24 protein-coding genes are annotated in these 18,177 nt (G+C 56.5%); 8 read left to right on the top strand and 16 right to left on the bottom strand.

From position 1 onward, the window contains the following. Nucleotides 1-88 precede the first annotated feature (88 nt). On the top strand, nt 89-1,300 hold the full coding sequence (locus ACYQ15_RS09585; RefSeq protein WP_459937288.1) for an aminopeptidase: 1,212 nt from the start codon (nt 89-91) through the stop codon (nt 1,298-1,300). On the opposite strand, the gene ACYQ15_RS09580 is transcribed toward ACYQ15_RS09585, so the two are convergent. Next, nucleotides 1,273-1,563, bottom strand: a complete 291-nt coding sequence (locus tag ACYQ15_RS09580; RefSeq protein WP_459937287.1) for a hypothetical protein — start codon at nt 1,561-1,563, stop codon at nt 1,273-1,275. The genes ACYQ15_RS09585 and ACYQ15_RS09580 overlap by 28 nt on opposite strands. 620 nt (nt 1,564-2,183) lie before the next feature. Here ACYQ15_RS09580 and ACYQ15_RS09575 point away from each other — a divergent pair. Further along, nucleotides 2,184-2,492, top strand: a complete 309-nt coding sequence (locus ACYQ15_RS09575; RefSeq protein ID WP_459937286.1) for a hypothetical protein — start codon at nt 2,184-2,186, stop codon at nt 2,490-2,492. A gap of 20 nt (nt 2,493-2,512) precedes the next feature. Here the strand turns inward: ACYQ15_RS09575 and ACYQ15_RS09570 are convergent, their stop codons facing one another. Next, nucleotides 2,513-2,746 carry a hypothetical protein gene (locus ACYQ15_RS09570; RefSeq protein ID WP_459937285.1) on the bottom strand — a complete coding sequence of 78 codons (234 nt, stop codon included), beginning with the start codon at nt 2,744-2,746 and terminating at the stop codon, nt 2,513-2,515. 152 nt (nt 2,747-2,898) lie between these two features. Beyond that, nucleotides 2,899-3,306, bottom strand: a complete 408-nt coding sequence (locus tag ACYQ15_RS09565; RefSeq protein ID WP_459937284.1) for a DUF4168 domain-containing protein — start codon at nt 3,304-3,306, stop codon at nt 2,899-2,901. A 562-nt stretch (nt 3,307-3,868) separates the two neighbouring features. Between ACYQ15_RS09565 and aprB the strand changes: the two genes are divergently transcribed. The 4 genes from aprB (at nt 3,869) to ACYQ15_RS09545 (ending at nt 6,633) form a co-directional block, all read left to right on the top strand. Continuing rightward, the gene (gene aprB / locus ACYQ15_RS09560; RefSeq protein ID WP_459937283.1) at nt 3,869-4,372 is read left to right on the top strand and encodes an adenylyl-sulfate reductase subunit beta; all 504 of its coding nucleotides are present in this window, start codon (nt 3,869-3,871) and stop codon (nt 4,370-4,372) included. Nucleotides 4,373-4,509: 137 nt separating this feature from the next. After that, nucleotides 4,510-4,746: a hypothetical protein gene (locus tag ACYQ15_RS09555; protein WP_459937282.1), complete on the top strand. Its 237-nt coding sequence runs from the start codon at nt 4,510-4,512 to the stop codon at nt 4,744-4,746. A 72-nt stretch (nt 4,747-4,818) separates the two neighbouring features. Further along, nucleotides 4,819-5,448 carry an NUDIX hydrolase gene (locus tag ACYQ15_RS09550; protein ID WP_459937281.1) on the top strand — a complete coding sequence of 210 codons (630 nt, stop codon included), beginning with the start codon at nt 4,819-4,821 and terminating at the stop codon, nt 5,446-5,448. Nucleotides 5,449-5,508: 60 nt separating this feature from the next. Next, nucleotides 5,509-6,633 carry an MBL fold metallo-hydrolase gene (locus ACYQ15_RS09545; protein WP_459937280.1) on the top strand — a complete coding sequence of 375 codons (1,125 nt, stop codon included), beginning with the start codon at nt 5,509-5,511 and terminating at the stop codon, nt 6,631-6,633. Between the two features lie 200 nt (nt 6,634-6,833). On the opposite strand, the gene ACYQ15_RS09540 is transcribed toward ACYQ15_RS09545, so the two are convergent. From ACYQ15_RS09540 to ACYQ15_RS09530, 3 genes are all read right to left on the bottom strand, one after another. Continuing rightward, nucleotides 6,834-7,589, bottom strand: a complete 756-nt coding sequence (locus tag ACYQ15_RS09540) for a SagB/ThcOx family dehydrogenase (RefSeq protein ID WP_459937279.1) — start codon at nt 7,587-7,589, stop codon at nt 6,834-6,836. Then, nucleotides 7,582-8,634, bottom strand: a complete 1,053-nt coding sequence (gene obgE / locus ACYQ15_RS09535) for a GTPase ObgE (RefSeq protein WP_459937278.1) — start codon at nt 8,632-8,634, stop codon at nt 7,582-7,584. Before obgE ends, ACYQ15_RS09540 begins: the two co-directional genes overlap by 8 nt. A gap of 142 nt (nt 8,635-8,776) precedes the next feature. After that, nucleotides 8,777-9,718, bottom strand: a complete 942-nt coding sequence (locus ACYQ15_RS09530; RefSeq protein WP_459937277.1) for a 4Fe-4S binding protein — start codon at nt 9,716-9,718, stop codon at nt 8,777-8,779. Here ACYQ15_RS09530 and ACYQ15_RS09525 point away from each other — a divergent pair. Continuing rightward, a complete protein-coding gene (locus ACYQ15_RS09525) occupies nt 9,705-9,998 on the top strand; it encodes a hypothetical protein (protein ID WP_459937276.1) in 294 nt (97 codons plus the stop codon). The genes ACYQ15_RS09530 and ACYQ15_RS09525 overlap by 14 nt on opposite strands. A gap of 13 nt (nt 9,999-10,011) precedes the next feature. On the opposite strand, the gene ACYQ15_RS09520 is transcribed toward ACYQ15_RS09525, so the two are convergent. The 10 genes from ACYQ15_RS09520 to ACYQ15_RS09475 all read right to left on the bottom strand — a co-directional run bounded on the left by ACYQ15_RS09520 (nt 10,012) and on the right by ACYQ15_RS09475 (nt 17,018). Further along, entirely contained in the window at nt 10,012-10,503 is a 492-nt protein-coding gene (locus tag ACYQ15_RS09520; protein ID WP_459937275.1) for a chemotaxis protein CheX, read from the bottom strand. A gap of 22 nt (nt 10,504-10,525) precedes the next feature. After that, nucleotides 10,526-11,743 (bottom strand): HDOD domain-containing protein, encoded by a 1,218-nt coding sequence (locus ACYQ15_RS09515; protein WP_459937274.1) that lies wholly within the window; start codon nt 11,741-11,743, stop codon nt 10,526-10,528. 40 nt (nt 11,744-11,783) lie between these two features. Further along, on the bottom strand, nt 11,784-12,662 hold the full coding sequence (locus ACYQ15_RS09510) for a CheR family methyltransferase (RefSeq protein ID WP_459937273.1): 879 nt from the start codon (nt 12,660-12,662) through the stop codon (nt 11,784-11,786). 340 nt (nt 12,663-13,002) lie between these two features. Further along, entirely contained in the window at nt 13,003-13,281 is a 279-nt protein-coding gene (gene rpmA / locus ACYQ15_RS09505) for a 50S ribosomal protein L27 (protein ID WP_459937272.1), read from the bottom strand. 15 nt (nt 13,282-13,296) lie between these two features. Further along, nucleotides 13,297-13,611 (bottom strand): 50S ribosomal protein L21, encoded by a 315-nt coding sequence (gene rplU, locus ACYQ15_RS09500; protein ID WP_092123212.1) that lies wholly within the window; start codon nt 13,609-13,611, stop codon nt 13,297-13,299. Between the two features lie 304 nt (nt 13,612-13,915). Beyond that, the gene (locus ACYQ15_RS09495; protein ID WP_459937271.1) at nt 13,916-14,722 is read right to left on the bottom strand and encodes a ComFC family protein; all 807 of its coding nucleotides are present in this window, start codon (nt 14,720-14,722) and stop codon (nt 13,916-13,918) included. Further along, nucleotides 14,701-15,351 carry a flavodoxin family protein gene (locus tag ACYQ15_RS09490; RefSeq protein WP_459937270.1) on the bottom strand — a complete coding sequence of 217 codons (651 nt, stop codon included), beginning with the start codon at nt 15,349-15,351 and terminating at the stop codon, nt 14,701-14,703. The genes ACYQ15_RS09495 and ACYQ15_RS09490 overlap by 22 nt, the downstream gene beginning before the upstream one ends. 24 nt (nt 15,352-15,375) lie before the next feature. Then, nucleotides 15,376-15,996: an MBL fold metallo-hydrolase gene (locus ACYQ15_RS09485; RefSeq protein ID WP_459937269.1), complete on the bottom strand. Its 621-nt coding sequence runs from the start codon at nt 15,994-15,996 to the stop codon at nt 15,376-15,378. Continuing rightward, nucleotides 15,996-16,517, bottom strand: a complete 522-nt coding sequence (locus ACYQ15_RS09480; RefSeq protein WP_459937268.1) for a nitroreductase family protein — start codon at nt 16,515-16,517, stop codon at nt 15,996-15,998. Before ACYQ15_RS09480 ends, ACYQ15_RS09485 begins: the two co-directional genes overlap by 1 nt. Nucleotides 16,518-16,832: 315 nt before the next feature. Beyond that, nucleotides 16,833-17,018 (bottom strand): hypothetical protein, encoded by a 186-nt coding sequence (locus ACYQ15_RS09475; protein ID WP_459937267.1) that lies wholly within the window; start codon nt 17,016-17,018, stop codon nt 16,833-16,835. A 342-nt stretch (nt 17,019-17,360) separates the two neighbouring features. Between ACYQ15_RS09475 and ACYQ15_RS09470 the strand changes: the two genes are divergently transcribed. Then, nucleotides 17,361-18,029 carry an HD domain-containing protein gene (locus ACYQ15_RS09470; RefSeq protein ID WP_459939567.1) on the top strand — a complete coding sequence of 223 codons (669 nt, stop codon included), beginning with the start codon at nt 17,361-17,363 and terminating at the stop codon, nt 18,027-18,029. Nucleotides 18,030-18,177 lie beyond the last annotated feature (148 nt).

Raw genomic sequence — 18,177 nt, 5'->3', positions numbered from 1 at the left:
TCGCTCTTGCGATGCATCGCCAAGGGCTTATACTTGGGCCATGCAAAATTTACATCAGGATTCGAATCCCTTTGCACCGGACAGCGGCATGGCCCAAGAACTTTTCAGCGCCGAGGAACTGGACCGCTATGCGGACGTATTGATCTGGGCCGCCGAACTGTCCCGGGGCCAACCCTTCAAGACCAGCGAGACGATTCTCATCGAATATGATCTGCTGGCCCGGAGGTTGGTTGAGACACTCTATACCAGGATCCTGGAGCGGGGTCTGGTGCCGGTGCAGCATCAGCGGGCCACCGCAACGATGGAACTCAGTTATTTGAGCAATGCCAACAACAAACGCCTGCATGTCCTGGCGCCCGGAGAACTGGAGCGCAAGGGCGGCGTGAACGGATTGATCCGGATCCTTGCTCCCCAGTCGTTGACTCACCTGGAAACCATCGCTCCTGAACTGCTGGCCCGGCGTGAGTCCGCCAGGGCACGGCTGCGCGAGATGCTTTTTTTTCGGGAAGTTGCCCATCTTATGGGTCGGACCGTGGCTGTCTATCCCACTCCGGCTCTGGCTGACGCCGCGGGCTTGTCCCTGCTTGATTATGCCGCCCAGATTCGTAAGGCATGCATGCTCGGCAGTGATGATCCGGTACGGGATTGGAAGCGGTATTTGCGCAAGCAGGCGGAAACCCTGGCTTGGCTTAACGGGTTGAGCATCAAGCGACTGAAGGTGCAATCCCGCAGTGTAGACCTGAGCCTGCACCTGGGCGCGCACAGGCAATGGGTCGGGTTGACCGGGCGCAACATCCCGAGTTTCGAGATTTATACCTCACCGGACTGTCGGCTCACTGAAGGGGTCTTTCGGACGGATCAGGTGCTGTATGTAGGCGGTGTTCCCGTGGAAAACGTCCGCCTGACTTTTCTGCAAGGACGGGTGGTCCGGGTCGAGGCTCAAGGCGGTGCGGAGAGATTGCGCCGGTTCATGGCTTTGGACGACGGCGCCTGGCGGGTTGGAGAATTCTCCCTGACCAGCAGGGACCACTCCACCATTCATGGATACATGGCCACGACGCTCTATGATGAGAATATCGGGGGCATGTCCGGCAACTGCCACATCGCCCTGGGTGCAAGCCATCCGGATGCCTACGCCGGTGCGCCCGCGGATTTCACGCATTTTCGGCGGCTGGAACTGGGCTTCAACGAATCCACCCAGCACTGGGATCTGGTGAATACGGAGCCGAAGCGGGTCACGGCAATTTTGAACGATGGCTCCAAAAAGGTGATCTACGCGGACGGAGTATTCACGGACTGAGCCTTTTTCAGACGTTCCTCCCGGATGATGGTCAGAGCGATGTCCAGATCATACAAGGCCAATGGCGATGCACCCTTGCCCGCATACATGGCGGCGGCCTTTTCAATGGCCTCGTAGGGCAGCCAGTCGTGCTTTTCCCACACCTGGGGCTGTTCCGCGTGCCATAACCGGAATTCCACTTTTCCGGCCCGTTCACGGACGTACATGCGTTCTTTCTTGTTGGTCGGCGTCGGGTAATAATACAATCCTCGTGCATCCTGCATAAAAATCCTCTCCTTGGCGGTACTGCTCAGCTTGGGCCGGAAAAAGCAGCTTTCTTGAATTGGGACAAGCATGACCTGAATTTCCGCATTCGCGGGAATGACTTGTTTTATTATGTCGTCTCCAAGTCAGTCATACCTGCGGAGGCGGATATCCAGTTCGTTTTACTCATGAGCTGAATCGTGATTCTTGGCGTTGCGGAAAATGCACTATCCGAAGGCCGGCTCATGGGCAAGGGCCCAACGTTCAAAAGCCCCTCAAGAAGGGGCTTTTGAACGTTGCGGGAAAGTCGCTGATGTAAACTGCTACGCGAAGTGCGGGTTGCCTTGATTTGCCGCCTCGCAAACTCCTTCGCCGGCTTCGTAACGCCGAATAATTGCTCGTGCGTGGCTACTCTGCATAATGATGTTGCCGAGTTTGGTGTCGGAATAGGTATCGGGGTCGTATCGAAAGCGAAGCCATGCACATCCCAATGTTATCGGAACCGATTCCGACCCCGACCCCGAAATCCGGATGAAAGGCGCAGTGCTGAGTCGTTACCTGCTGATTAGATTACGTAGACTTTGGAGCCTGCAAGCATCGATCAGCTTTTTTCGACTCAGAGAGGCGCCAGGGGAGATTGATGCTGATCCGGCATGCGTCCCGGTCGTTCTCCGGGCATGCGGCCAGGCTGCATTCGATCCGGCCGATCTCCCGTCAATTCATCAGGCTGCTCTCCGGGCATGCGGCCGGGTTGGTCGCCAGGCATGCGGCCAGGCTGCTCACCCGGCATGCGGCCAGGCTGTTCATCTGGAAGCTGTCCAGGACTTTCTCCCGGGGACTGGCCCGGATGATCGCCCGGCAAGCGGCCGGGGCTTTCACTTGGCGTTTGGCCGGGAAGCTGGTCAGGTTGACGCTCTGGCTGTGGATCGGTCAACTGACTCAACAATGAAGCCGACTTCAGTTCATCCGTCAGGCCAGACCGAGGCTCGCCCTCGTGCTCAAGCTCGCCCGGGGTTTGGCGTGGTTCCCGAGGCACCTCGCCTGATCGTTCACCGGACTGATCTCCCGGACGCAGTCCAGGTTCATGTCCGGGCTGTTGCTGACCAGGCTGGAATCCAGGCTGCTGCCCGGGTTGATGGGCGGGTTGCTCTCCCGGAGCACCGGGCTCGATGGGCTCGCCCGGCTGTGTTTCTGGTTGTTCACGGAGTTCGTGCACGGGCGGTCCTTCTCCGGGTTCGGCGATCGGTTCTTCCTCTGGTGAAGGACCGCAAGCCGTGATCATGGCCAGAGCCAGACCGAATACCAACGCGGCATAAAGATTTTTTTTGTGCATCATGATTCAACCTCCTGAAGTCTTATTGAATTTCCTGCAGCTTCGCGATGAGCCTCTCACGAAGTTCCAGGTCCGTCTGCACCGCTTCCATGACCTGATTATAGGCAGTCAAAGTCAGATCATTGTCCTGAATTGCTTCCACCATGGCCGAACCAGCCTGTTCATGCAGGCGCTGGGAAGCCTCCGGGTCAGTCACGTCGGCCAGGGATTCTTGAAGCTCCACGCGGATCTCGTAAATTTCCGCATACGCCGCGGCGACTTTTTCCAGCTGCTCATCGCTGAACTCCTGGTTCTGTTCGGATTGCTGCGGTGTCGTAGTTTGCTGCGGTTGGTTTTCCTGATTGTTCTGGGCATGAACATTGAATCCAAGTGCCACCGCGAGCAGAACGATCAGTCCCAAAACAGTCATGATGGTAATGAACTTTCTCATAGTGATTATCCTCCTCCTGGAATTTGTCCGCGTGCTATTTGAAGTGTAGGACTCCTAGACTGAGCGTCAAGCGAAGGGATGCCCAGAAAACCCGTGTTTCAGCTCATCCGAGTAAAAGCGGACGAGGTACCCTCCTTCGAGGGCATGACTGACCCGAAGCCGGCAAGCCACCCGTGAGGGGGGAATCCCAGGTCATGCTTGTCGCAAGTTTTGGAAAGCCGAACCATTTCCCGCTCTGAAGCTGAGGAGTTTTGCTTCTGCAAAAGTAACTACTCAGCTCATCCGAGAAAAATCGGACTGGGTACCGACCTTCGCCGGTATGACTTAACTTGGAAAGGACGTGGTATGATACGTCATTCCGGCGAAAGCCGGAATCCAGCTCTGGCGAGTGACCACCGAGTATGTGCTGAGTAGTTACCTGCAAAAGTTGTTGAAGCAGTTGCCGATCATTGAAGAGTTTCTGTCTCGCGCGGCTTGCCAATCTTTGGTTTGATCTTATCTGAGCATTCACAGCGCAAAAAGAGCGATATGAACCAAAACAAGCTGACAGGAGCTGAATGAAATGCCTACTTTTGTAAATCCCGATAAATGTGATGGCTGCAAGGGCGGCGAAAAGACCGCCTGCATGTATATCTGCCCCAACGATCTGATGATCCTCGACGCGCAGGAAATGAAAGCGTTCAATCAAGAGCCGGATGCCTGCTGGGAGTGCTATTCATGTGTCAAGATCTGCCCCCAGGGCGCTATTGAAGCACGCCCCTACGCGGATTTCGCGCCCATGGGCGGCACCAGCATCCCCTTGCGCAGCGGGGACGCCATCATGTGGACCATCAAGTTCCGCAATGGAAACATCAAGCGCTTCAAGTTTCCCATCCGGACCACCGCTGAAGGCTCCATCAAGCCGTACGAAGGCAAGCCGGAACCAGGTGATCTGGAAAATGAACTACTCTTCACTGAGACCGAGTTGAAGAAGCCCGGCGAAGCTGTGAACAAGCAATATGAGTTCAAAGATGCCGAGCTGACCCAGTGCTGGTTTGAGCCTACCTGTGAGCCCGGCAACAGATAAGTTAGTTGTCGCACTGCCAAGATTATTGTAGTCTGAGAAATTGGAGCAATGATTATACTTTAAACAAGGTCCGATGAACGTGGTTCTGGTTTGACCTTGGATTCATCAACGAGAAGACATGCGAGGAGAGCAGGAAAATGGCTGAACAACGTTGTTGCCCGCATTGCGGAGTAACCTTGACGCCAACCATTGGCCCACCGGATTCCGGATGGGGTGAATTGCTGGTGTGTGAAAATAATGAATGCGTGATTTTCAGCGGCTCCAAGACGGATATCCGCTACAAGCCCAGTGACTCGCCCCTGGGGTGCCGTTATGCCGAGGATGTGGAAGGCGGTTACAAGTCCTTCAACATGCTCGCTTTTCGCGGCATGTAGAATGCATTGATCTTGCGCTGAAAACTCCCCGGGAACGTTGTTCTCGGGGAGTTTTTTTTGTATTGTCAGGCCATGGAACATACCCCCTCCACCCCCTGGCTGGAATGGTCCCGGGAGATTCAGGCCCTGAGTCAGACCGGGCTGGCCTTTGCCCAGACCCACTATGAACGCGTCCGCTACCACCGCCTGCTGGAACTGGCTTCGGAAATGGTTGCCAGTCGAACCTGCTTGAATCCTGATGAAATTCTGCGCACCTTCCAGGTGCAGCCGGGATATGCCACCGTCAAGGTGGACGTGCGCGGCGCAGTGGTTCATGACGACAGAATTCTGCTTGTGCGCGAACGGACTGACGGCCGGTGGGCCATGCCCGGAGGTTGGGCCGACGTGGGGGAATACCCGTCGGTGATGATCGCCCGGGAGATCCAGGAGGAAAGCGGATATGAAGCCAAACCGATCCGAGTTGTCGGCGTGTACGACGCCAATCGAGCCGGCCGGCCCATGGAATTCTTCCATGCCTACAAGGTGATATTTCTCTGTGAGCTGACCGGTGGCGCCGCGGCAAGCAGCGACGAAACCTCGGAGGTCGGCTTCTTCCCCTTTGACGACCTGCCCCCGCTTTCCGAGCACCGGACCAACAAGACGCACCTGCTGGAGGTCCGCCGGCACCTGGCTGATCCCACCCGCCCCGCGGCCTTTGATTGATTCAAGCTTGCGAGAGGTTATGAATTTCTCCTATAAGGCCAAGTCAGGAGCAGCTGCGACATGGATTCACGAATGACCTGGACGGCCGGGAGCCTTTGCTGCCTGCTGCTGGCTTTGACGCTAATCGGTGCGGCGGGATGTTCGGGCAAGAATCCCCACTACGATCCTGAAAAACCCCATCACACTCCTTCCGGATTCCAGAACAACTATCCCCATGGATGGCCCAGTCGGCTTGATTTTTGGAAATGGTTCGTCCAACGTCGAATGGATGGACTGCCCAGGGAGCCTTCCCTGGAACTGGCGCCGGTAGCGGCGGATCTGGCTTACATTCAGGGAAATCGCTCCGAAGCCGCCGCCACCTGGATCGGCCATGCCACGGTGTTGATGCAGATGGGCGGCCTGAACATTCTTACGGATCCGCATTTTTCCGAACGGGCCTCACCCGTCCAGTGGGCCGGTCCCAAGCGGTGGCAGGCGCCGGGGGTAAGCTTGGCAGAGTTGCCGCGCATTGACCTGGTGCTCATTTCGCACAGCCACTACGACCACCTGGATCTGGGATCGGTGCGCGCCCTGGCCGCCCAGGAGGGCGGTTCGCCGCTGTTCATGGTTCCCCTGGGATTGAAGCAGTGGTTTTATCGCAATGTGCCGGACGCCAGGGGCCGTGTTGCGGACCTGGATTGGTGGGATCGCCGGTACATCGGCAAGGATGCTTCCGGACGTGCCGAACTCGGGGAAGCACCCTCCGCCGGCATCGTGCATTTCGTTCCGGCGCAACACTGGTCGCAGCGTACTCTTTGGGACAGGAACCGGACCTTGTGGGGGGGGTGGGTGATGGAGCAAACGGATTTCGTCTTCTATTTTGCAGGGGACATGGGATATTCCCAGGATACCAAGGACATCGGCGATCGCTTCGGAGGCTTTGATCTCGCGGCCATTCCCGTGGGCGCTTATGAACCGCGCTGGTTCATGCACAACCAGCACATCAATCCGGAGGAAGCCGTTTTGGTGCACAACGACGTCTTGGCGCGCCACTCCCTGGGCATCCACTGGGGCACCTTTCACGGGATCACGGATGAACCCCTGGATCAGCCCATTGCCGATCTGGCCGAGGCACTGGAAAAGCACGGCTTGACGGAGTCGGACTTTTTCCTGCTGCGCCACGGGGAGACATGGCGATTGGAATGAAATGCGGGGGAGCGTGTGGGATGGTTTGAAACAGGTTGGCAGTTGACCGTAGACGTATGTCTTGAGCAACCCCATGCGGATGCATGGCCTGCCGTAGGGGCGGTTCGCGAACCGCCCCCCTACACACCGGCTGTATTTCCGTCAGAATGAACCACCCCGGCGTGTTTACGCCGCAAGTAGGGGCGGTTCGCGAACCGCCCCTACTTTCCCACCGGTGCCACATAGATCGCAAATTCTTCTTCACCATCAAGTTCGATGAGTTTGTCCATCTCCTCCTGGTCGTAGGCGGCCACGGCGCAGGTTCCCGCGCCGATGGACTCGCAGGCCAGATAGAGATTCTGGCAGACATGGCCCACGTCCATGAGGATCACCCGATGCGCGGTCAAGCCGTACCGCCATTCCATGCGATAGGGAATGCAGGCCCAGACAAATGTAGCCGCGGCATTGCCGACGAACTGCTGACCATATGCCGCCCGGGCCAGAGAGCGTTCCATGTCGGCAACCTCACGAACAAGGACGATTTCGTGTTCCACGGGCAGGTAGCGGTACAGCGCCGGCGGAACTCGTTCCACGTCGCGGATAAAGATATAGGTTTCAAAGCTGTGCCTGGCGCCTGCGGAAGGGACGGTACGCAGAGCCGAGCCCCGGCCAAGCATCTGGCGAATCCCCTGGGTAGTCCAAAGCAGAAAGGACAACTCCTCAAGACTCAACCCCGAACCTGAAAAATTGCGGCGGCTTTTACGCTGGGCAATGGCCTCGATCAGATGCATGCTGCCCAGCTCGGAGGGCCAGTCGCTCGGCCCGGGTAGCGAAATGCGAGGCGCTTCCGGATCAGCCGGTTTCTGCAGCGGTGGAGCAGGAATCCCTTTGTTCTGATGGGTTTGCGAGAAATCGGTCTGCTTGCGCAGCACGTCGGTCAGAAAAAGGCGGTGGGCGCGCAACCTGTCGTCAAGCATTGATTTCCTCCTTAACCGGCGTTTCTTCCAAAGCAAAGAACTGCTTGAGCATCAACCAGAGCCGTTCTTCCAGCTCGTCCAGCCCTCTGGCCTGCAGGGCGGAGATCAGGAGCAGGTTCCGTCCGTCGTGTTCGGCCCGTTCCCGCAACTCGGCCAGACGTTCTTCCGGCCAAAGATCAATCTTGTTCACCACCCAGAGCTGCTGTTTTTGTCCCAAGGCCGGATCAAAGCTGCCGAGTTCTTCATTGAGCAGGACAAAGCCGGCCCATGGGTCGTCCTCCAGGGAAATCTCCTCCACGCTGAGCACGTGCAGCAGGAAGCGTGTCCGCTCCACGTGCTTGAGGAACTTGTGTCCCAGGCCTCGGCCTTCATGGGCCCCGCTGACCAGGCCCGGAATGTCGGCCAGGATCAGTTTTTCGCCGTGTTCTCCCTGCATCACGCCCAGGTTGGGGCTGAGGGTGGTGAAGGGGTAGGGCGCGATCTTGGGCCGAGCCGCTGAAAGCGCGGAAATAAGGGTGGATTTCCCGGCATTTGGCAGTCCGATAATGCCTACGTCGGCCAGGATCTTCAGCTCCAGACGGATCCGCTTCTCTTCCCCCGCTTCGCCGGGCTGGGCAAAGCGTGGCGTGCGCATGGTGGCGGACTTGAAATGGGTATTGCCTTTGCCGCCGCGTCCGCCCTTGACCAGATGAACGGTCTGGCCTTCGACGGCCAGATCCGCAAGCAACTGCTTTTCGCCGTCCTCGTCCATTTCATACAGCTGGGTTCCCACAGGAACGTCGACGACCAGATCTTCCGCCTTGGCCCCCGTCTTTTCCCGGCCCGAACCGGGTTGTCCGTTCCGGGCTTCATAAAGACGCTTCAGGCGGAAGTCGTAAAGGGACAACAGCTTGGAGTTCCCCCGAAAGATCACGTCCCCGCCCTTGCCGCCGTCGCCGCCATCCGGCCCGCCTTTGGGGATGTATTTCTCCCGGCGAAATGAAACGCACCCGTGACCGCCATGGCCCGAGCGTACCGTTATTTCTGCTTCATCTACGAATCTCATGGTATTTCCGTATTGGACATTAAATGGTTGGTTGGCGGTTCGACGTGGGAAGGGTATTTAGGGCAATTCTACAATGGGGATGGTCGAGGCAGCATGTTGTCCGACGCAGGCCATGTCGTCGCCGGGGTGCTTGCATGTAACGTCAGCGAGCGCGAGCCGTCATGATATCCCGTAGATCCAGAGGTTCACCTCTGGACGGGTCACGGACAAGTGTCAGTGCGTCTTTGGGGCATTTGCCGACACAGACGCCGCACCCCATGCACTGCATGGCGTCCAGGACATATTTTTCACCGAGCCGGCGGATGGCGTGGAACTGGCAATTTTTGGCGCAAAGGCCGCACTGGATGCACCGGTCCTCCTCCTTGACGCCGACATATCCGGATGACGCCAGCATGGGCGTCCCGTTGCGTTGGGCGTTCATGGCTCCGCAGCAGCAGGCGCAGCAGTTGCAGATGGCGTAGAAACGACCGAGCATGACGTCCTTGAAAAAAGCATGGTGTACATGGCCCCGTTCATGTTCAGCCTGGAGGATGTCCTGGGCCTCCTGCCGACTGATCCAGCGGGCCTTGTCCGGATGGTGCTCGGCAATGAAGCTCGCAAAGGGTTCCCCGACAATCAGGCAGACATCCCGGGGGAGGCACGGCTTGGCGCTGGAGCTGCGGCAGGGACACTGCAGGGCCACAATTCGGTCCGGATGCTGCAGGACAATGTCCCTGGCCGTTGCATAGGGAATGATCTGCTCCAGGTCTCCAAGATCAATGTCCCGATTCACAGTGACCAGCTGCCTGGCGTGCTCCAGGTGAAGCACCTTGCCGTGGTACGTGTCGGCAAAGCTGACCTTGCGCCTTTGTTTGTCTGGAAGGGCCGTGTTTCTTGATTTCCGGAACAGGGCCGCCAAAGGTCTGAGAACCCGAACCGCGGGATGGCGTCCGGTGCCTATGGAAATATACAGCTCCGGCCAGCGTCCATATACATAGCCGTGCAGCCAGTTCCACGCGGAGTAGTTGGGTCGGGTCGTGAACTGCTCGTGAAAAGAACGGGTTGAGGGCTTGAGCAATCGGGAAAGCAGCTTGGATATGGCCATGGAGTCTTCAGGCTGTGTCTTTGGTTCCAGTGTATGTAAATGCATCAGCGTGCATTTTGTAAAATCGTCCCATGTCCGTGGCGATGGATTTGCCGCAGGGGCAGACCAGCATGCCGTCACGCTCCAGGATGTCGAACCGTTTGCTGATCCTGGCTTTGTGGCAACGCAGAACTTTTCCGGGGCCGATCTTTTTGTATTTCAAAAGCTTACATTTGCAGCCGGAACATTTGATCGTCAACACGCTGATTCGATTCAGGCGCAGGCCGGTGAACAGGATTAATGTGGGGACGAAGTCAGGGAGTGCCGGAATCCTCGGGCTCGAAGGAAACTTCGACCACCAAGGAACCTTCGGCCGTTGTGAAGGGAATGGCCAGAATGGGTGAGGAAGTGATGTGGCTGATCTTGTGCCCTTTTCCAACAACCACCACGGGGGTGGAGGCTTTCAGTTTCATTCCCTGTTTGACCAGATCCTGTCTGGCCTGCCCGGCGATCATGTTCGTCAACTCTCCTACGGCATCCGCGATATCGTCGTTGATGGTCGAGTAGCTTTCAGCCAGCATGTTGTTAACGATTGTAAGTATGACCGGTTCTTCCAGGGTCAAGGACATGACTCCGTCCGCGGAACCGGAAAAGCCTATGGAGCCGGTGACGTCGCCGACGGCTGAGCGGTTCCGGTTGATGTACGGCTTGCCGGGGGTGACATTGACCGATGCCATCATGCCCAGGACGCCGACCACGGCGTCCAGAAAAGGATTGATGAAAGAGACGTCGTAGCGCACAGCCATGAAAAGATGAGAAAGACGGCGGCTAGAGCAGGGCAGCCGTGATCTCTTCAAAGTGCCGATCGTGCAGTTTCATCAGCGAGGTGAGAGCATAGGGATCAAGCCCGAGCAGTTGCCAGTCTTCCCGGGTCATTCCAGGCAGAGCATAGAGCCCGCCGGAGGAAATTTCCGCGACATTGGCCATGATGTCGGCGAGCTGGACAACGGCTGCGCCTTTGCGGTCAACGGCAAGCTCCGGATGGTGATGATGCGCTATAAGGTCTTTCAAGGCTGAAGGAAAACCCCATTCCTCGAGAAGAAGCCTGCCCACGTCGGCATGATTATATTCCAGGATCGTATTCTCCGCCTCCACCAGCGGCACCATGTCCGTGCGGGCAAGAAGCAGGGCTTCCACGGAGGCGTAGGCCATGTTCTTGAAAATCACCAAGCGTCCCACATCATGGAGGAGCCCGGCTGTAAAGTATCGCTCCGAAGGCAATCCGAGTTTCAGGGCGATCAAATTCGCGAAAACGGCGCACCGCAGGGAGTGCCGCCAGAAAGTCCGCATATCCATGAGTTCCGGCGGAATGTTCTTGAAATAGTTGATCGTTGAAATCCCCAAGGCCAGGGTGGAGATTTCCTGGACGCCAACGAGTGAGACTGCCCGGGATACGGAATCGATGGTGGAGGAAAAGCCGAAGAAAGGACTGTTGACCAGTTTGAGCAACTTCGCGGAAAATCCAATGTCCGTGTTGACGACGTTGGCGATGTCCTGAGCCGAGCTTTTGGGGTTGTCCAGAACCTCCCGAATCTTGAAGTAGATGTCCGGAAACGAGGCCAGGCCCACCTCGTGACGGACAATTTCCGTTGCATTGCCGATGTCCTTGATGAAAAGATCCGACAGGTGCTCGACGTTCTTGGCCCGCAGGGCGCTTTCACAGGGAACCTCCCAGCCCGTTGAAATGGAGCGGGCGGTACGGTCCACGGCAATGTGGAAGAGTTCACTGAATGCTTCGTGATCAGGGTCGACATAGATGAAAAAGTTCCGGGCATGCAGTTCCGCCTGACGCGACGACTCTGTTTCAAGATCCATTTCCACGGGCAGTCGAACGGATACGGCGCTGAGTCCGAACTCCTTGAGAAGTCGAATCTGTTCTTCGCCCAACAAGACTCCCGATTCCAGAAATGTTGTTCCATCCACGCCGGGTATTTTCCTGGCCAGAATCATTCCCGGAACAAGATATTCCGTGCATACCCTGATCACACCCAACCTCCGTTCATATGAGAACAAAGCGCGGACCGCATCACGCAACCTTCCTGTACACGATGCCCCCGGGCTTGATCAGGGGCTTGAATGCACGGGAGATCTTGTGAATCGTCTCCGAGTGGCCGAGCACCAGATAACCTCCGGGTAAAAGATTGTCGTAAAAGCCAGAGATGACTTTTTGTTTCATCTGATCGTCAAAATAGATGATCACATTACGACAAAATATGATATGCGATCGCGGAATGCGCTTCGGGGCCAGCTTGTCGTTCAGATTGATCAAACCCAGGGAGACAAGTTTTTTCACTTTGGGATGGATTCGGTATCCGCTGGGTTCCTTGATGAAATACCGATTCATGATATCCTTGGGAGTGGTGCGCAGGGAATGTTCCCCATACAGACCAGCCTGCGCCTTGGCGATCATGTCCGGGGAGAGATCGTTGGCCGTGATGCGGACCTTCCAGCCAAGAATGGACATCCGTAACGCCTCGTGCAGCATGATGCCCAGAGTGTAGGGCTCTTCGCCGGAGGAACAGCCCGCGGACCAGATGTGCAGGGATTTGTCGTCGGATTGTTCGCGTTCCCGGATCACCTCTTTGAGCACGTTGGCTTCAAAGACTTCCAATTGCTTGACGTCGCGGAAAAAACTGGTTTCATTCGTGGTAATCTTGGAGAGGAAAAATTTCAGTTCCTCGTTCTTATTCGGACCGTGTCGCAAAAGCAGGGCGTATTCCTTGTAGCTGCGCAGCCCCAGATCAAGAAGTCGTGGGCCAAGACGGTTTTCCAGAAGATACTTGCGGCGTTCCGGTATATCTATTCCAGCAAGATCATAGATGAACCGCCGCAGTTCAGTGAACTCGTCGGCGCTGATGGGCGGCGTTTGGCGCAGAGTCAAGGGGCTTGATGTGCTTGGAGCCATTTGGCCTTTTCTCGAAATGGTGTGTGGCGTGAGGTGGGTCTCACGTGCGAAACGATGGGTGATTCTCTAGCAAAAGAGTATGTAAAAGAAAAGCGGTAACTATTCAGCACATACTCTGTGGTCACTCGCCAGAACTGGATTCCGGCTTTCGCCGGAATGACGTATCGTACCACGTCCTTTCAAGTTAAGTCATACCGGCGAAGGCCGGTATCCAGCCCGATTTTTCCCGGATGAGCTGAGTAGTTACGAAAAGCAGTGCAAAAAAAAAGTGCGACCATGAAGGCCGCACTTGAATGTACACGATCATGCAGCATGTTCGTGTTCAAGAATGGGTATGAAGTTACATTGTCGCTGAATCCGCCGGAACGATGTTGATCCTGGTTTTTACTTTGCGTTGGCGGGTGTAGCGTTCGAATTCAACAACGCCGTCCGTCAGGGCGAACAAGGTGTAGTCGCGGCCCATACCGACATTCTTGCCGGGATGGAACTTGGTGCCCAGCTGACGGACCAGGATGTTCCCGGCCAGGACCTGCTGTCCACCGAAACGCTTGACGCCGCGTCGCTGACCAGCACTGTCGCGACCATTTCTGGAGCTGCCTCCAGCTTTTTTATGTGCCATTGTAATCCTCCGTGGTTATGCCTGGATGGACTTGACCATGATTTTCGTAAATTCTTGCCGATGTCCCTGCTTCTTCCTGGAATCCTTGCGCCGCCAAAACCGAAAGACGATAATTTTCTTGTCTCGTCCATGCTCCAGGACTTCACAAGCCACCTTGGCGTCGGACACGTAGGGTTGTCCGGCCATGGCCTCGCTCTCATTGCCAACAAGCAGAACCTTGTCCAGGAGGACCTCAGCGCCGGGTTCGGCGTGAATGCGGTCCACCTTGAGGCTTACTCCCTCTTCCATGCGGTATTGTTTGCCGCCTGACTCTACGATTGCATATCTCATTATCGGCCTCCCAAATGCAGAAACAGCTCTCATATGCGAAATTCTTTTGAATCGTCAAGCGAATTTTTCATTCCCGACAGGTAACTACTCAGCTGAGGTCCAGGTTGCTTTGATTTTGCGGCCTCGCCAACTCCTTCGCCGGCTTCGTAACACCGAACCATTGCATGAATAAACAACACTCGTGCTCCAGGAGTCCGGCAATGGTTCGGTGAACGAATCCTGGCTCAGTCAAACAGGCGAGGCCGCAAAATCAAAGCAACCCGGACCACCCCTGCTTCAACTGCTGAATAGTTATCCCGATAGGTCAGGCCCTGGCCAGTACGAGCAGGTCCACGGACGCGGCTTCAGCCCGGAGCAGCGTCCTGGCGGCGGCATGCGCCGTGGCTCCTGTAGTCAGAATGTCGTCGACCAGAAGAATCGTTCGGCCGTGAACGGCTGCCTTGTCGGCCTGGAATGCCCCCTTCAGGTTCTGCATGCGCTGTGCTCGCGGCAAGGTGTGCTGGGCGGGGGTGTTGCGAATCCTGCTCAAGGCGGTGACGCTCAAGCTGCCGAAACCACCATGGGAGATGCCTCTGGCCAGTTCCAGGCTCTGGTTGAAACCGCGGGTGCGAAGCTTCCGGGGGTGGAGGGGAATGGGAATGATCAGGTCGTGGGAGGTTGCCGCCCCGTTCTGGAGCGAAAGGCGCAGTAAATCTTGCAACAACCGGCCCAGCCCGAGCTGGGCCTGGAACTTGAACCGCAGGACCATTGATTTCAGCAGATCATTGTATGGACCGTAGAAAAAGACATTGTCCCAGGGAGGCGGAGAAAGACGGCAATCAATGCACAGCGTCGGAGGCCCGGAGTCAACCTCGTACAGCTTCCCGCATCGCGGGCAATATCCTGTGATTCGCTGAACAAGCCTTGTTCGGCAGACGGCGCAGACATGGAGCTGGGTTGCGGACGTCTGGTCGGAAGATGGTTCATCTTTCAGTGCTCCGCAGACAGGACACCTTTTGTTCAGCGCTGGAAAACATTCCTGGACAAGCCGCGTTAGGCGGCTCAAAGAGAGGATGGCGAGCTGAAGCGGAGTCCGCCCCGGCGGCTCACTTATGTGGAAAGCTGCGTCCATGCACGAGAGCCGGCTGAGATCAATGTTTCCCGTGCGCCGGAGTGCTCACGCAGGTCGTTGACGTTGTCAATGCCGCGGAACACATGTTGTTCCTGGATATGAAAGTTAAAGGTTTTCAGGAAATACTTGAGGGTCAGCAAGGCGCCTTCAAAGAGGCGTTCGCCTTGGGGCCGACCGGCTACGAGGTTGATGATCGCAGGTCTGGCCGCAAGTTTTTGCAACACCGGGTCCTGGTTCTCCTTGCGCAGGTAATAGGATTGGCTGCGGTCGATCCAGGCCTTGAACTGGGCGGGAAGATGATAAAAATAGATGGGAGACGCGATGAAGATGCTCGGGGCGGCAAGCAACGCCTGAAACAGTTTCGCGCTTTGGTCCTGACCGGTAAGGTAGCACTCACCTCGAGGATCCTGGGCGCAGCGGATACAGCCCTGGCAGGGATGGATGGAAAATTCTCTCAAAAAAAAGAGCTGACAGCGACCCCCGGCCTGACGGATTCCTTCCCGGAAAAAGGCCGCTGCGTCATCGCTGTTGCCGCCGCTTCGAGGGCTGCAGGAGAAAATCGCTGGAGATGAAAAGTCGCCCATGGCGTATGGGGCGAAATCGTTCAAGGAGGGGCGGGAATCCGTCATGTCCTTGTTCCTCTGCGTCCGCGGCTAGTCTTCAAAGTATGGGTTTGTCAGCTGTTCTTCCCGAACGGTGGTGGCGGGGCCGTGTCCGGGGTAGACCGTGGTTTCCGGAGGCAAGGCGAAAAGCTGCGAGCGGACAGCATGAAGCAATGTCTCCATGTCGCCGCCGAAAAAATCGGTCCTTCCAATGGAACCGGCAAACAGGACGTCCCCGACGAAAACGGCCTTGAGGTCCGGAAAATAGTAGGAAAGGCTGCCCGGACTGTGTCCCGGGGTGGGCAGGATTTTGCACTGCAGGCCGATGAATTCCGACTCTCCCTCGCTGATGGTCTCGTATTCAAAGGAGTCCACCTTGGGCAGGCCCATGTAGTTGCCGCTGCCCAGACCGCTGGCCAACAGCGGCACGTCTTTTTCCGGAACGCGAATGGGGGCCTTGGTGGCGAGATGCAGGGCCTGGTTGCCGTAAAGATGGTCAAAGTGGAGATGCGTGTTCAGGATCTCCTGGATCCGGAGATTGTTGGACGACGCAAAACGAAGCACGGATTCCGGGGCGCCGCCGGGATCAACGACAAGAGCCTGCCCCTGGTTGGCGACAAGATAACAGTTGGTTTGCAGTGGACCCAGCGGGAATGTTTGTATGGCCGACATTATAAAGCCTCCAGTAAAAGTTCTTCCAGGGGGCGGCGGGATGATGCGCCAGGATGGGCCGGATGGCCGAGGGCGATGACCGCCATGATTCGGTATTCGTCAGGGTTCAGATTCAGAGCCTGGATCACCTGCTCCTCCTGATTGATGATTTCTCCAAGCCAGACGCCGCCCAGGCCCAGGCCGTGAATGGCCAGGAGCATGTTCTGGATGCAGGCGCCCGCGGCCTGATGATCCTTGCCTTCATGATACACGGCCGGCTTGTGCAGGAACACGGCGATGAGCGCGCCGGCATTGCGGACAATGGCTGCGTACTTGGTCAAACCGGCCAGGGCTTCCTGCCGCGGATCGTTCTTGCGGATGGCCAGAAACCGCCATGGTTGATTGTTCAGTCCGCTGGGGGCCCAGCGTCCGGCATCCAGGATGCGTCGCAGGTGCTCCGAGTCCACGGGCTGGTCCGTGAATTTTCGGACACTGCGCCGTTGGTGCAGGGCTTCAAATATGGTTGGTTCGGGTTGAGGCATCTGATCGTCCTCCTGAAGCTTCGTGCCGGCAGGTTATGGGAAGGTTTCCGACTGCCGCCAAATTATTGCGTAACTCCTCAGTCTTCCGTCGGTGTAACTCCTCAGCTCATCCTTGAAAAATCGGACTGGATACCGGCCTTCGCCGGTATGACTTAACTTGGAAAGGACGTGGTATGTATGATGCGTCATTCCGGCGAAAGCCGGAATCCAGCTCTGGCGAGTGACCACGGAGTATGTGCTGAAAGTTACCCGTCGGTTATGCCAGTGAAGGCGGGTATCCAGTCTTTTCGGCACTGTTTGAGCTGCGTGGGTCCATTATTTTTTCTTGCGATTCTCCTGGATTTTTTGGGCCGTGTAAGCGGCCAGCAGACCGCAGATAATGCCGTAAAACAAGGCCCTGCCGACATCTACGCCGAACCAGGTTGCCATCAGGCCAATGGAACCGCCGACAATCGCACCGCGCAGAACAGGCGGCAGTCCTTTTTGAGATTCGTTTGACATTAGTTCACCATCCTCTTTTGGGTCACGAATACAATCCTAAGCACAAAGTGGCAAGGCAGCGTAACAGCCCAGGTCTATCCCGCCTGATATGATGGCAAGCTGAGAGGGTTCTTGACCAAACACGGTTCCTGGTTGACTATGGAATCTTTTAGCCTTTAGTTACCATGGACTTCAGGAAGGGATAGGATGAAGGACTAGGCCGGTTTCTGACCATGATTTTCTTCGTCCGAATCTTTTTAGCTGTCTCGCAAGTTACCACTCCGTTAATAATTCGCTGTTCAAGGATAACCAATTTTTTTCATGAAACAAAATACGCCGACCATTCACCTGGCTGCTCCCGACATGAAACAGGCCTCCTCTCCTCCAGATGACGTCGAAACATCTCAAAATCATCGTTTGGCGAATTTTCTTTTCGAAGTGGGCATGCTTCGCAAGACGCCGCGTTCTGGATATCAGTTTCTCGGTTCCGGACAGGAAAACGTTGCCGAACATTCCTTTCGGACCACGGTCATCGCCTACGTACTGGCTTCGCTGACCGAAGGGGCGGATCTTTTGCGGACCATGGGCATGGCCTTGTTCCATGATCTGCACGAGACGCGCATCGGCGACTTCAACTATGTCAACAGGATCTACAATTCCCGCAAGACGCTGCTCGCAATGGAGCATGCCCTGCATGGGACGGGCCTGGATGACATCATGCAGTGGTGGCAGGAGTTGGAAGCGACAGAGAGTCTGGAATCCCGGCTCGTTCACGATGCGGACCAGCTTGACCTGATATTGAATCTGAAGCAAGAGCAGGACCTGGGAAACCCATATGCAGCAAAGTGGCTCGAATGCGCGCTACCTCGACTGCATACGGAACTGGCTCGCGACCTGGCCGCCGTAATCATGCGCACGGACCATACGGACTGGTGGTTCAAGGGGCCGGATCCTTCCTGGTGGCGCAAGGGACACAATCCGGATTCTTGCGAAGGGACGGAACAAGTCTCATGCGTGCCGAAGCCGCACTGAGTATGGCGAGTAGGCGGCCGATCCAGGATCCATTACGGTCCAGGAAGGATCCGGGCGCGATCCGAAAACTTGGTGTGCTTTCGAAGTTGCCGCCGTCATTTCATGTTGTTTCTCCGACTCCACTTAGGTTTTGAAAACGTAAAAAATA

The organism is Desulfonatronum parangueonense (genome assembly GCF_054656975.1).
Note: the sequence above shows the minus strand (reverse complement) of the source record. Positions and strands in the feature narration are given on the sequence as shown.

Coding starts and splice junctions, on each gene's coding strand:
- ACYQ15_RS09585 (WP_459937288.1), top strand. CDS start 89: ATGGCCCAAGAACTTTTCAGCGCCGAGGAACTGGACCGCTATGCGGAC.
- ACYQ15_RS09580 (WP_459937287.1), bottom strand. CDS start 1,563: ATGCAGGATGCACGAGGATTGTATTATTACCCGACGCCGACCAACAAG.
- ACYQ15_RS09575 (WP_459937286.1), top strand. CDS start 2,184: ATGCTGATCCGGCATGCGTCCCGGTCGTTCTCCGGGCATGCGGCCAGG.
- ACYQ15_RS09565 (WP_459937284.1), bottom strand. CDS start 3,306: ATGAGAAAGTTCATTACCATCATGACTGTTTTGGGACTGATCGTTCTG.
- aprB (WP_459937283.1), top strand. CDS start 3,869: ATGCCTACTTTTGTAAATCCCGATAAATGTGATGGCTGCAAGGGCGGC.
- ACYQ15_RS09555 (WP_459937282.1), top strand. CDS start 4,510: ATGGCTGAACAACGTTGTTGCCCGCATTGCGGAGTAACCTTGACGCCA.
- ACYQ15_RS09550 (WP_459937281.1), top strand. CDS start 4,819: ATGGAACATACCCCCTCCACCCCCTGGCTGGAATGGTCCCGGGAGATT.
- ACYQ15_RS09545 (WP_459937280.1), top strand. CDS start 5,509: ATGGATTCACGAATGACCTGGACGGCCGGGAGCCTTTGCTGCCTGCTG.
- ACYQ15_RS09540 (WP_459937279.1), bottom strand. CDS start 7,589: ATGCTTGACGACAGGTTGCGCGCCCACCGCCTTTTTCTGACCGACGTG.
- obgE (WP_459937278.1), bottom strand. CDS start 8,634: ATGAGATTCGTAGATGAAGCAGAAATAACGGTACGCTCGGGCCATGGC.
- ACYQ15_RS09530 (WP_459937277.1), bottom strand. CDS start 9,718: ATGGCCATATCCAAGCTGCTTTCCCGATTGCTCAAGCCCTCAACCCGT.
- ACYQ15_RS09520 (WP_459937275.1), bottom strand. CDS start 10,503: ATGGCTGTGCGCTACGACGTCTCTTTCATCAATCCTTTTCTGGACGCC.
- ACYQ15_RS09510 (WP_459937273.1), bottom strand. CDS start 12,662: ATGGCTCCAAGCACATCAAGCCCCTTGACTCTGCGCCAAACGCCGCCC.
- rpmA (WP_459937272.1), bottom strand. CDS start 13,281: ATGGCACATAAAAAAGCTGGAGGCAGCTCCAGAAATGGTCGCGACAGT.
- rplU (WP_092123212.1), bottom strand. CDS start 13,611: ATGAGATATGCAATCGTAGAGTCAGGCGGCAAACAATACCGCATGGAA.
- ACYQ15_RS09495 (WP_459937271.1), bottom strand. CDS start 14,722: ATGGACGCAGCTTTCCACATAAGTGAGCCGCCGGGGCGGACTCCGCTT.
- ACYQ15_RS09490 (WP_459937270.1), bottom strand. CDS start 15,351: ATGACGGATTCCCGCCCCTCCTTGAACGATTTCGCCCCATACGCCATG.
- ACYQ15_RS09485 (WP_459937269.1), bottom strand. CDS start 15,996: ATGTCGGCCATACAAACATTCCCGCTGGGTCCACTGCAAACCAACTGT.
- ACYQ15_RS09480 (WP_459937268.1), bottom strand. CDS start 16,517: ATGCCTCAACCCGAACCAACCATATTTGAAGCCCTGCACCAACGGCGC.
- ACYQ15_RS09475 (WP_459937267.1), bottom strand. CDS start 17,018: ATGTCAAACGAATCTCAAAAAGGACTGCCGCCTGTTCTGCGCGGTGCG.
- ACYQ15_RS09470 (WP_459939567.1), top strand. CDS start 17,361: ATGAAACAGGCCTCCTCTCCTCCAGATGACGTCGAAACATCTCAAAAT.